The organism is Streptomyces ipomoeae 91-03 (assembly GCF_000317595.1).
Taxonomy (GTDB): Bacteria; Actinomycetota; Actinomycetes; order Streptomycetales; family Streptomycetaceae; genus Streptomyces; species Streptomyces ipomoeae.
Map to the genome: position 1 here is coordinate 43,344 of NZ_AEJC01000058.1, position 10,217 is coordinate 53,560.

General features: G+C 71.0%; 10 protein-coding genes and 4 pseudogenes. 3 read left to right on the forward strand and 11 right to left on the reverse strand.

Features of this window, described 5'->3' with window-relative positions; all coding sequences use genetic code 11:
• Positions 1 to 26 precede the first annotated feature (26 nt).
• The 5 genes and pseudogenes from STRIP9103_RS03500 to STRIP9103_RS03515 all read right to left on the reverse strand — a co-directional run bounded on the left by STRIP9103_RS03500 (position 27) and on the right by STRIP9103_RS03515 (position 4,722).
• Positions 27 to 638 (reverse strand): MEDS domain-containing protein, encoded by a 612-nt coding sequence (locus tag STRIP9103_RS03500; RefSeq protein ID WP_009297599.1) that lies wholly within the window; start codon positions 636 to 638, stop codon positions 27 to 29.
• Between the two features lie 249 nt (positions 639 to 887).
• A complete protein-coding gene (locus STRIP9103_RS03505) occupies positions 888 to 1,829 on the reverse strand; it encodes an SDR family NAD(P)-dependent oxidoreductase (protein WP_009297561.1) in 942 nt (313 codons plus the stop codon).
• Positions 1,826 to 2,413, reverse strand: coding sequence for an acyl-CoA dehydrogenase family protein (locus STRIP9103_RS53730; protein ID WP_009297610.1), 588 nt, complete (start codon positions 2,411 to 2,413; stop codon positions 1,826 to 1,828). The genes STRIP9103_RS03505 and STRIP9103_RS53730 overlap by 4 nt, the downstream gene beginning before the upstream one ends.
• Before the next feature lie 245 nt (positions 2,414 to 2,658).
• Positions 2,659 to 2,982, reverse strand: a pseudogene (locus STRIP9103_RS53735) (acyl-CoA dehydrogenase family protein); the annotation flags it as partial.
• A gap of 45 nt (positions 2,983 to 3,027) precedes the next feature.
• The gene (locus STRIP9103_RS03515; protein WP_009297591.1) at positions 3,028 to 4,722 is read right to left on the reverse strand and encodes an AMP-binding protein; all 1,695 of its coding nucleotides are present in this window, start codon (positions 4,720 to 4,722) and stop codon (positions 3,028 to 3,030) included.
• Between the two features lie 128 nt (positions 4,723 to 4,850).
• Between STRIP9103_RS03515 and STRIP9103_RS03520 the strand changes: the two genes are divergently transcribed.
• Positions 4,851 to 5,708 carry a LuxR C-terminal-related transcriptional regulator gene (locus STRIP9103_RS03520; RefSeq protein WP_009297566.1) on the forward strand — a complete coding sequence of 286 codons (858 nt, stop codon included), beginning with the start codon at positions 4,851 to 4,853 and terminating at the stop codon, positions 5,706 to 5,708.
• A 232-nt stretch (positions 5,709 to 5,940) separates the two neighbouring features.
• Here STRIP9103_RS03520 and STRIP9103_RS45865 read toward each other — a convergent pair.
• A pseudogene (locus STRIP9103_RS45865) lies at positions 5,941 to 6,111 on the reverse strand (electron transfer flavoprotein subunit alpha/FixB family protein); the annotation flags it as partial.
• On the opposite strand from STRIP9103_RS45865, the gene STRIP9103_RS49745 reads away from it, so the two are divergent.
• On the forward strand, positions 6,077 to 6,274 hold the full coding sequence (locus tag STRIP9103_RS49745; RefSeq protein ID WP_141581922.1) for a hypothetical protein: 198 nt from the start codon (positions 6,077 to 6,079) through the stop codon (positions 6,272 to 6,274). The pseudogene STRIP9103_RS45865 and the gene STRIP9103_RS49745 sit on opposite strands and share 35 nt — an antisense overlap.
• A 254-nt stretch (positions 6,275 to 6,528) precedes the next feature.
• Here the strand turns inward: STRIP9103_RS49745 and STRIP9103_RS53385 are convergent.
• From STRIP9103_RS53385 to STRIP9103_RS52710, 3 genes and pseudogenes are all read right to left on the reverse strand, one after another.
• Positions 6,529 to 7,067: pseudogene (locus tag STRIP9103_RS53385) on the reverse strand (SDR family oxidoreductase); the annotation flags it as partial.
• A gap of 173 nt (positions 7,068 to 7,240) precedes the next feature.
• A complete protein-coding gene (locus STRIP9103_RS51200; RefSeq protein ID WP_052315546.1) occupies positions 7,241 to 7,600 on the reverse strand; it encodes an MBL fold metallo-hydrolase in 360 nt (119 codons plus the stop codon).
• A gap of 114 nt (positions 7,601 to 7,714) precedes the next feature.
• Positions 7,715 to 7,849, reverse strand: a complete 135-nt coding sequence (locus STRIP9103_RS52710) for a hypothetical protein (protein WP_258539587.1) — start codon at positions 7,847 to 7,849, stop codon at positions 7,715 to 7,717.
• Between STRIP9103_RS52710 and STRIP9103_RS03535 the strand changes: the two genes are divergently transcribed.
• The gene (locus STRIP9103_RS03535) at positions 7,835 to 8,218 is read left to right on the forward strand and encodes a MarR family winged helix-turn-helix transcriptional regulator (RefSeq protein ID WP_052315547.1); all 384 of its coding nucleotides are present in this window, start codon (positions 7,835 to 7,837) and stop codon (positions 8,216 to 8,218) included. The two genes, STRIP9103_RS52710 and STRIP9103_RS03535, sit on opposite strands and share 15 nt — an antisense overlap.
• Positions 8,219 to 8,902: 684 nt before the next feature.
• Here STRIP9103_RS03535 and STRIP9103_RS03545 read toward each other — a convergent pair.
• Together STRIP9103_RS03545 and STRIP9103_RS03550 are read right to left on the reverse strand one after the other, a co-directional pair.
• Positions 8,903 to 9,220, reverse strand: a pseudogene (locus STRIP9103_RS03545) (GNAT family N-acetyltransferase); the annotation flags it as partial.
• A 30-nt stretch (positions 9,221 to 9,250) separates the two neighbouring features.
• The gene (locus STRIP9103_RS03550) at positions 9,251 to 9,628 is read right to left on the reverse strand and encodes an ArsR/SmtB family transcription factor (RefSeq protein WP_048819623.1); all 378 of its coding nucleotides are present in this window, start codon (positions 9,626 to 9,628) and stop codon (positions 9,251 to 9,253) included.
• Positions 9,629 to 10,217 lie beyond the last annotated feature (589 nt).

Sequence of the window (10,217 nt, forward strand, 5' to 3'; positions counted from 1 at the left end):
CACTCCATCAGCGGGGCCGCCCACGGTCACTGCCTGAGGGCGTGGAACTCGTCGGGCTCGAGGTAGTAGGGGTTGTCCAACATCGCACCCCCGATGAGCATCTTGGGATGGGTCTTGAGTACGTCCACAAGGACCTCGCCGCTGAACCGGTCGAGCTCGTACAGACACACCATCGGGTTGCGCCGCACCACCTGGTTCAAGGCGGCCTCATACCCCGCCAGCGCCTCGGCCCCGGGCATCTGGCGCAGGGCCCACTCCATCTCTCCGATCATGCGGGTGAAGCCGAACCCGGCCTTCCGGGCCTCGTCGATGTTGTGCTCCCAGAAGTCCAGCACCGTCTGCGCGGAGAACGGGGCGCCGCGCAGGATGCTCTCCGCCGACGTGTACATCTTCAGCTGGTGCCGGTCCACCGCCGAGGGGATGTCGACCTCGTCGCGCAGGGCATCGAGAGCCTGCTCGGCATCGGCGCTGTCCATCGTGCCGATGCACTTGTGCTCGGCGCTGAGACCCTCACGGAGATACGGGAGCACGACTGCGTCGCGATCCGCCCGGGTCGGGTAGAACACGCAAACATGGTCGCCGGGCAAGATCTGAAGGCCGGAGGGGCCGAGGACCATCGAGTCGGAAACCATCTGCATCGCCCACTTCCACTGGCCAGCATAGTGACCGGGCTCTGGTTTCGCTCTGGCCGACGGCAGGCGGGCCGGTCCTGTGCTGGGGCCGCTCACAAGCACTTGATAGGAGGTCGAGGGCCTCGCTTCGGGATGCCGTCGCCGGATCGCACATCTTCGGCCGTCTCCAGGTCGAAGCCGCCCGCGAAGAGCGACAGCCGCCTCCACAGGAGCTGCTGCGCGGGGGGAGTGGACGGCCCACGAACTGCTCGACCGTCAGGGTGCGCAGCCGGTTCGCGGCCGGCTCGATGGCCATGCGCACCCACAGGCCCGGACCGACGAGGACGACGCTGAGGAGGAACGGGATCCGCCAGCCCAGTCGAGGAATGCGGGGTTGGTTTCGCCGAGTGCCATGTTGACGGCGAGGTAGGTGCCGCTGGCCAGGGCGAACGCGATGGCCGCGCCGAGTGGGCAGGCGACGAAGGCGACGGCGAAGGTCGCGAACGAGGCGACCGTTGCCGCGGCGCTGCCGAGCGCCGGGAAGACGGACGGTTCGCCGAGGCGGGCCGGGTGGGGTACCTGTCGGCCGAGCGAGTCACGGGCCTCCTCGGGGAGCCCCGCCATCAGGGGTGTGTCGAAGAGGCCCGGCGCGATGGCGACCACCCGGATGCGGTGCCGGGCCAGTTCGCGGGCGGCGGGGAGGGGCAGCCCGGCGACGCCGGCCTTCGAAGCGGCGTAGGCGGCCTGGCCGACCTGTCCGTCGTACGCGGCGACCGAGGCCGTGGTGATGAGCACCCCGCGTTCGCCGTCGACGCTCTCGGTTTCGGAGATGCGGTGGGCGGCGAGCCGGAAGACGTTGAAGGTGCCGGTCGGATCGATGTGGACCACGCGGGCGAAGTCGTCCAGGGCGAGCGGTCCGCCACGCGACAGCATGCGCCCGGGTGTCGCTACGCCCGCGCAGTTCACGGCCGTACGGAGCGGGGCGGGCTCGGCGGCGTCCACGGCGACCTGTACGTCGTCGGGATCGGTCACGTCGCAGGGGACGAAGCGCACGGTGGGCCCGATGGCGGCGAGTTCGGCCGCGACAGTCTCGCCGGGGGACGAGGGGAGATCGGCGATCACCACATGGGCCCCGGCGTGCAGCAGTTCGGTGGCGGTCGCGCGGCCGAGACCGCTGGCGCCGCCGGTGACGAGGGCGGCGGTTCCGGTGAGGTTCACGGTCGGTTCCCTTCGGGGGCGAGGACGCGGGCGGCCGGGCCGCGGCGGCCTCGGGCGAGTTCCCGGCTGATGACCAGGCGCTGGATCTGGTTGGTGCCCTCGAAGATCTGCATCACCTTCGCCTCCCGCATGTACCGCTCCACGGGGAAGTCCCGGGTGTAGCCCGCCCCGCCGAACACCTGGACGGCGTCGGTGGTCACCCGCATCGCGGCCTCGGTGGCGACCAGCCTGGCGATACTGGCCTGGCGGCCGTACGGCAGATCGGCGTCCTTGCGACGCGCCGCCGCCGGCAGCGTCGCGCGGGCCGACTCGACGGCCGCTTCCATGCCGGCGAGCAGGAACGCCAGCCCCTGGTGGTCGATGATCGGCCGCCCGAACGACTCCCGCTCCCTCGCATAGGTCACGGCGTCGTCCAACGCCCCTTGGGCCGGCCCGACGGCGACGGCCGCGATGCCCAGCCGGCCCGCGTCGAGCCCGGCGAGCGCCATGGACAGGCCCTGGCCCTCCGCGCCGATCCTCCGCTCGGCGGAGATCCGTACGCCGTTGAAGCGCATGGTCGCGGTGGCCTGCGCCGTCAGGCCCATCTTGCGTTCCGGGGGGTGCCCCTATGACTTTGGTCAAGGGGTGATCGGGGTTGGTGGTTGGTAGAAGGTGCCGTCGCGGAGCATCGCGAAGAGCACGTCTGCTCGCCGTCGCGCTCGGCGCGGGTGTGCATCGCGGCCGGGTCGGAGCCGGCGTGGGACTCCGACAGGCAGTACGCGCCCAGCAGTTCCCCGCCGAGCATGTCCGGCAGCCATTGCTTCCGCTGGTCGTCCGTGCCGTGGGTCGCCGGCGCGAAACAGGACAGCGCGTGCACGCTCACGCCGATGCCGACACTCGCCCAGCGCGCCGAGATCTCCTCGAGAACCTGGAGGTAGACCTCGTACGGCAGTCCGGCGCCGCCCCACTCCTCGGGAAAGGGCAGGCCGAGCAGCCCGGCGCGGCCCATGGTGGGGAACACATCGCGCGGGAACCGCTCGGCGGCCTCGTCCTCGGCGGCGCGCGGAGTCGGCGCTCCGTCGGCGACTCGCGCGTCAACTGCAGCAGCTCCGCCGCTCCTCGGTCGGCAGCAGTCGGGACACGGGTACGCGGGGCATGGGATGAACCTCCACACAGCGATCGAGCGAGGGGTGTGCCGTCGACGCCGGTTCAGGGCTGTTCAGGGCTGCCGGATCTCCAGAGCGCGTTGTTCGCGCAGCAGGAAGCGCTGGATCTTGCCGCTGGGCGTCTTGGGCAGCCGGTCGGTGAAGTGCACGGTCCGGGGATAGGCGTGCGCGGCGAACTTGCGCTTGACCAGGCGTTGCAGCTCCTCGGCGAGGGCGGCGTCGCCCACCGCCCCGTCGCGCAGCACGACGTACGCCTCCAGCACCTCGCCGCGCAGCGCGTCCGGCACCCCGACGACGGCTGCCTCGACGACGCTCTCGTGCCGCACCAGCACGCTCTCCACGTCGAACGGGCCGATGCGGTACCCGGCCATGATGATCACGTCGTCGTCGCGGGCGGAGAAGAAGAAGTTGCCGTCGGCGTCCCGGGCGCCCGCGTCGCCGGTGAGGTACCAGCGGCCGTCGGCGCTGAAGCGCTCGGCGGTTTTCTCCGGCGCGTCCACGTACCCGGAGAACCACAGCAGGGGACTGCCGGTGACGTCGATGGCGACGCGGCCGAGAGTGCCCGGCGGCGCGGGCTCGTCCCGGTCGTCGTACAGCACCTCGGCCGACCAGCCGGGCAGCGGCCTGCCCATCGAGCCGGGCGGAACCGGGGCCCGTACGGCATCGGCCCAGCCGCCCACGATCACCATGCCGTGCTCGGTCTGCCCGTAGTGGTCGCGTACCGCCACGCCGAGGGCCTGCTCGGACCAGGAGACGACATCCGGCGTGAGCGGTTCACCGGCCGAGGAGGCCCGCCGCAGCCGTACGCCGTCCGGAACAGGGGCGGGCGCGGCCTTGAGACTGCGGTAGACGGTGGGCGCGGCGGCGAAGTTCGTGACGCCGTAGGCGCGCAGCACCTGCCAGGTGAGAGCCGGGCTGAAACCGGCGTGCAGCAGCAGACTGCGGGTGCCGGCGGCCAGCGGGCCGAGGATGGCGTAGTACAGGCCGTACGCCCACCCGGGATCGGCGGCGTTCCAGAACACGTCGTCGGGGCGTACGTCGAGGCCGAACTCCAGGTACGCCTGGAAGGACGCCAGGGCCTTGACCGGCACGGGGACGCCCTTCGGCGCGCCCGTCGTGCCCGAGGTGAACAGCTGGACCAGCGGACCGTCGCCGCCGACGGTGACGGGTCGGCCCTGCGGCTCGTCGCCGGTGTAACGGGAGAGCAGCCCGGCGAAGGAGAGGTCGCTCTCGTCCGTCGTGTCACCGGCGACCACGGTCAGCCAGGGCGGATCAGCCGGCATGTCCTCGCCGGGCGCGAGCTTGGCGCGCTGATCAGCGTCGACCACGACGACCTTCGCACGGCCGGCGCCGAGCCGGAGCGCGATCGCGGGCGGGGCGAACGCCGTGAACAGCGGCAGGTGCACCGCGCCCCGCCGCCAGATGCCCAGCAGCGCCACGACCAGGTCGGCGGACTTGCCCATCAGCGTGGCGACCGCGTCCCCGGGCTCGACACCCAGATCGGCCAGCGCGACGGCGAAACGGGCCGACTCCTGGCGCAGCCGTCCGTAGGTGAGGTCTTCGGCGGACAGGTCCGCGTCCACGACCGTGAAGGCCACCGCGTCCTCGGGGTGGCGGTCGCACAGCAATTCCGCGGCGCAGGCGTCCGGAGTATCGAAGAGGGCGAGCAATTCCCGTATCCGGTGCTCCGGCGCCGCCGGGTCGGGGGAGTTCTCCCGCAGATCGGTGGAATGACCGTGGGCAGTCACGACAATCCACTTCCTTTCTCATGAACAGGGACTTTTGCGGCGGTGTTACCGCGTCTTATGCTGCGCGTCGCAGTCATATGCTGCGTGTCACGCACGGCGCCGACTACCCCCGGAAAGGGGCAGGGGCAATGCACTCCAGCACGGACACCGCTCTGCGGCCCGATGACGGGGACGCCTTCCGGCAGGCCCTCCGATCGCTCCACCAGCGTTCGCGCATCCCGGTCGTCTTCGGCGGCCAGGTGCGCGGCAACGTGCTGAACCTGTCGCAGTTCATCGGTGCCCGGACGGCCGGGCTGCGCGGTCTCGATGTCCGTGCCGAGACCGGCCTCGGTGGCCGGGTCCTGGCCAGTGCGCGGCCGGCCGCCGTGGCCGACTACGGGGCGGACCGGTCGATCACGCACGACTACGACGGTCCGGTGCTGGCGGAGGGCATCCGTTCCGTCGTCGCCGTTCCCGTCGTCGTGGCCGGCGCGGTGCGCGGTGTGCTGTACGGCGCCACCCGGGGCGCCACGCCTCTCGGGGACCGGGCGGCGGACGTGGTCGTGGAGGCCTCGCGGCGGCTGGCCGGTGAGGTCGGTGTACGGGACGAGGTCGACCGGCGCCTGCGGCTCCTGCAGGTCGCGCGGAGTGAGCCTGTCGGGGACCGGTTCAGGGTCGAGGAGGTCCGTGAACTCCACGCGGAGCTGCGGCTGATCGCTCAGGCGGTCCAGGACGACGAACTTCGCGCGCGGCTGGGCGCGGCGTCCCGCCGCCTGGCCGCTCTCGGCGCGGCACCGGAGCCCGAGCCGGTCTCGCCGCTGTCTCCGAGGGAACTCGACGTGCTCGCCCAGATCGCCCTGGGCTGCACCAACGCCGAAGCAGGCGACCGCCTCGGTCTCCGGGCCGAGACCGTCAAGGCGTATCTGCGCAGCGCGATGCGCAAGCTCGACGTCGGCACGCGCTTCGCGGCAGTGGTCACCGCGCGACGCCGGGGCCTGCTGCCGTAGCGACCTCGACGGCGGGACGGATGCCCCGGGGAACCGCATGGCCCCACCGCGCTCACGGCATCTCGGGCGGGCGAATCCCCAGGGACTGAGCAGGCTCGCAGCGGAACGGACATGTGCCCGGCCCGCCGGGCGTTCCGGCACGACGTCGCACCGCCCTCCCACGTCGTCCTCCCGGTCGTCCGACCGTGAATCCTGACGGGAGGCGGGCCCAAGCCGTCGGTGTGTACGGGGATCAGCCGTTGCGGGGCTTGATGTCCTCGGTGAGAGGGGGGACGACGTCGAAGAGGTCGCCGACGGCGCCGTAGTCGAAGAGGTCGAAGATCGGGGCCTCGGCGTCCTTGTTGACCGAGACGATGGTCTTCGTCTGCATGGAAGAAGCCCTGTGTGGGATGCCGTACGACATGGGCGTAGATCTGGATCGGTTCCTTGCGGTCCTTGAGCCCTGCCTGAACGGCTTTGGGGTGTTTGAGATTGAGCAGTCCCGAAGGATTGGCAACCCAATCCGCGCCTACTGTCTTGATCTCAACCGATCCCGGCTGATCAATCAAAGCCTCCATGGCCGCTGAGCCGACTGGCGCACCAATACGTGCCGGCGCTGTCGTATGGGTCGTGGTTCTGAAGGTGAACGGTTTCATGGGCAATCTCCTGTGCGCGTGTACGCAAGCTGGACGCGCAGAGCGACGACAGCGGCGCGAGCGGTGAGGCGCGCTCGTCTCATCATCGGGCGAGCTCTGCGCTGCGCGAGCTGACGTGCGTCCGGCTCGCTGGGCTTGAAGGAAGTGGCCGCCGGGGTGGCCCGCCCCCCACTTCGCGACGTGGTTCAGACCGTCTTGATCGTGCCGCCGTCGATGACGTAGTCGGCGCCGGTGATGTTGCCGGCCACGTCGGACAGGAGGAACGCGATCAGGGCCGCCACTTCGTCGGCTTCGGTCATGCGGCCGGTCGTGATGTTCTGGGCCTTCACGAGCTGTTGGGCCAGTTCGGCGAGGCTCATGCCGGCCGCGGCAGCCATCTTGGCGGCCGGGCCGTCGGGATCCTCATAGACGCTGGTGCGGACCAGGCCGGGGGAGATGGTGTTCACGCGTACGCCTCGGGGCCCGAATTCCTCGGCCAGGGACTTGCCGAGCGCGGTGAGCGCCGCCTTGGCCGAGCTGTAGGGAGCCAGGGCGGCCGGGGTATCCGGGCGACGGTGGAGGAGATGTTGACGATCGTCCCGCGGCGCTCGATCAGGCTGGGCAGGGCCGCGCGAGTGGCCCGGACGGTGCTGAACAGGTTGATGTCGAACGCCCTGGTCCACTCGGTGTCCTCGATGTCGAGGAAGGAGTAGGTCGCGTCGTCGAGGCCGCCGACGTTGTTCACCCTTCTGAACTACTGGTAGGAAATGCGGATCGTGGGCATGTCGCCCAGGCCGGTACCCCGTTCGGCTCGGGGCGTCGACCGTCGCGTCTGGCTGCCCAGGGTCGGCTGCCTCGTACCGAGCCGGGCGGGCGTTCGTCGAGGCTGGTCACGGGCCCCGGTGAGGTCGGGCGTTCTCAGGCGTCGACGGGGTGCCAGGTCGCCTGGTTGTTCTCGATGCGGACGTGGCCGAAGGGCTCGGGGAAGTGGACGCCGAAGCCGATGGTGTCGGGCTCGGCGAGTTCGAGGACGAGGCTGTGGCGCAGGCGGGTGGACCGCTGGTGGTCGTGGTCGAAGGTGTTCTCCCACAGCGGGTGGCTGATCTGGAGGGGCGTGTGGAAGGCGTCGCCGAAGGCGATGACCTTCTGTCCGCCGGCGTTGATGACGTAGGCGGCGTGTCCGGCGCTGTGGCCGGGGGTGAACCTGACGTGGACGCCGGGGAAGATCTCCTCGCCCTCGGCCACGGTGCGCACCTGCGGCTCCAGGGCCTTGATCATGTCGCCCAGGCCTTGCGCCTCGGCGACGTGGCGCTGGGCCCACTCGGGTTCGGCGACCAGGTAGGCGGCGCCTGTGAAGGCGGGGCGGTCGCTGCCGGGGGCGGGGTGCCAGGCTCATCCGAAGTGGTCGTTGTACAGGTGGGTGAGGGCGACGGCCTCAATGTCCGCGGGGTTGTGGCCGAGCGTGGCGAGGTTGTCCAGCAGGGTGCCGCCGGTGACGACGCCGTACAGCTGATGAAGCTGGTGCACGAGCTGGACATGCGGAACAACGCGCGTGTCCGTGAGCGCGTGACCAAGGTCGGTTTCACCGTCGCGCAGGCGTCGGCGCTGCGAGAACTGACGGGTCCGATGACGCTGAGCGAGCTGGCCGCGCGGATGGGCCGCGAGCCGTCGAACGCGATACTCCCGCTCGACAAGCTCGAGGAACAGCGGCTTGTGGAACGGCGTCCCCACCCCACCGACCGCCGGGCCAAACAGCTGACCCTCACCCCCGAGGGCGCCAAGCGCCGGGAAGAGCTGCTGAAATTCCTGTGCGAGGAACCCTTCTTGACGCTGACCCAGCAGGAGCAGGACGCGCTCCAGGACCTGGTGCAGCGAGCCATCTCCCGTGAGCCGTGATCGCGAGCGGCACCCTCGTCAGATCAGAGGTGTCCGTCAGCATGTGCTCAGCGCGTTGGACTTGACGGAGAAGTCACCGCCGTACGACCCACGCGAAGCCTGAAGACAAGCTGATCTGTTCGGCTCGGGGCCGCGCCCGTCCGGGGGCGGCCCCGAGGTGGAAAGAGCACCGGCGGGAGAGACGGGACGTCCGGCCGGCGCCGGCCGGAAGGCCGAGGTTTGTTCGGACCGCTGTCGGCGCGGTGGCCTTTGCTGAGGCCGGCGGCGTACTCCGATCGTGCACTGCCGACGGCGTCGGCCCATTGGGTGCCGGCTTGGATGCCGACGCCGAGTACTTGGCTGAGGACGGTGGGGGCATCTGGGTGGCGAGGTCCATCAGGGCGCTGTCGCGTCCGCGTCGGGAGGGCGGGCCGTAGGGGGTGAGGCGGGAGCGGAGGTGGACCGTGCCGCGCGGGCGTCCCGGGAAGAAGCCGGGCAGGAGCCAGGGCTGGTCGGCCCGGCCGAGGCCGGGAGGGCTTTCGCGGTCTTCGGCCAGGGCCAGCGGGAGCCGGTCCAGTGGTGGGGGGCGTCGACGGGGTGGGTGCCGAGAGCCAGTCGGACGCGTTGCCCGGCCTGGATGACGTGGCTGGTGGTGAGGTGCGAGATCCAGATCCCAGCCTTCTCGATGGAGTGGATGAGCGCCTACGGCAGCGTGGAGGCGATGTCGCGGCCCCGGGCGCCGGGGCGGACGTAGACGGAGTGCTCGACCGCGCCGGCGTAGGCGCAGCGGTCGGACATCTTCGTCGCGGCGACCCGGCCGAGCACCGTCCCGTCCGCGTCCAGGGCGACGAAGCGGTGCTCGGACAGCTTCCCGGTGTCGAACGCCTCCCACGCCGGCGCGGTCGTCTCGAAGGTGGCGTTGCCCTCGTCGATGCCTGCCTGGTAGATCGCCAGGACCTCGTCGGCGTGCGCGACGGTCATCGGGGCAATGGCCACGCTCGACCTGGTGGTCGGGCTGGGCATGGCGGCTTACCCCTCTGGCCCTGGTCGTGGTCAGGCGGCGACGGGTGCGATGGTCAGCAGCTTGCCCATCGCGGCCAGCACGGAGGGCTCGACCCGGTAGTACACCCAGGTGCCGCGCCGCTCGGAGGTCAGCAGACCGGCCTCCCTGAGCTTCTTCAGGTGGTGGGAGACGGTCGGCTGGGAGACGCCGACATCGGAGATGTCGCACACGCACGCCTCGCCGCCCTCGTGCGAGGCCACCGCGGAGAACAGCCGCAGCCGGACCGGATCGCCCAGCGCCTTGAACATCCGCGCGGCCGTCTCGGCCTCCTCCGCAGTGAACGGGCGCTCGGTAAGCGGCGGGCAGCACGGCGTCACGGCTTCGGATCCCTCGGCATCGAGCAGCGGCAGCACCCTCGTGTTCGACATGCATCTATGTTGACACACGTCGAACCAACTGGGCGAGGCCAACGGCTCGGCCGTGGGCGAGGTGAGCCGTTGGCGCCGCGCCACACGGGCGGCGTCCCGGCCCACGCCACGCGGAGAGCTGCCCACGCCACGCGGAGAGCTGGATGAAAGGCTGCGCTGCCACTCCAGGCCGACGAACGCCAGACCCGGGTGGGCGAGGGTGATGCCGTCGCGGTGCCGGGGACGGCCGGCGCTGTCGAGTGCGCCGTCCAGGCCGGCGAGATGGGGCAGGTCCGGCCGGTAGCCGGTGGTCGGCAGGATGGTGTCCACCTCCTCCCGCGTCCCGTCCGGCCAGGCCGCCTTGGTGCCGTCGATGCCGGTGAACAACTCCCGCCGGTCCGGCGCTCCCTGGGCGAGCGCGGCACGGTAGCGGCCGTCGTCAATGACCAGCTGCGTCGGCGGCGTGCGTACGAAGCGGCCGAGCGGGGCCGTGTCCGGGCTCGTGCGGGCGAGCCAGAAGTGCAGATCGCGCCCGAGGAAGCGCTGCCGGGCAAACTTCACCGGACCCCGGCTGGTGAGCGATGCCCGGGCCACCTGTGCGAGCTCGGCC

Coding starts and splice junctions, on each gene's coding strand:
- STRIP9103_RS03500 (WP_009297599.1), bottom strand. CDS start 638: ATGCAGATGGTTTCCGACTCGATGGTCCTCGGCCCCTCCGGCCTTCAG.
- STRIP9103_RS53730 (WP_009297610.1), bottom strand. CDS start 2,413: ATGGGCCTGACGGCGCAGGCCACCGCGACCATGCGCTTCAACGGCGTA.
- STRIP9103_RS03520 (WP_009297566.1), top strand. CDS start 4,851: ATGCACTCCAGCACGGACACCGCTCTGCGGCCCGATGACGGGGACGCC.
- STRIP9103_RS49745 (WP_141581922.1), top strand. CDS start 6,077: ATGGAAGAAGCCCTGTGTGGGATGCCGTACGACATGGGCGTAGATCTG.
- STRIP9103_RS51200 (WP_052315546.1), bottom strand. CDS start 7,600: ATGATCAAGGCCCTGGAGCCGCAGGTGCGCACCGTGGCCGAGGGCGAG.
- STRIP9103_RS03535 (WP_052315547.1), top strand. CDS start 7,835: ATGAAGCTGGTGCACGAGCTGGACATGCGGAACAACGCGCGTGTCCGT.
- STRIP9103_RS03550 (WP_048819623.1), bottom strand. CDS start 9,628: ATGTCGAACACGAGGGTGCTGCCGCTGCTCGATGCCGAGGGATCCGAA.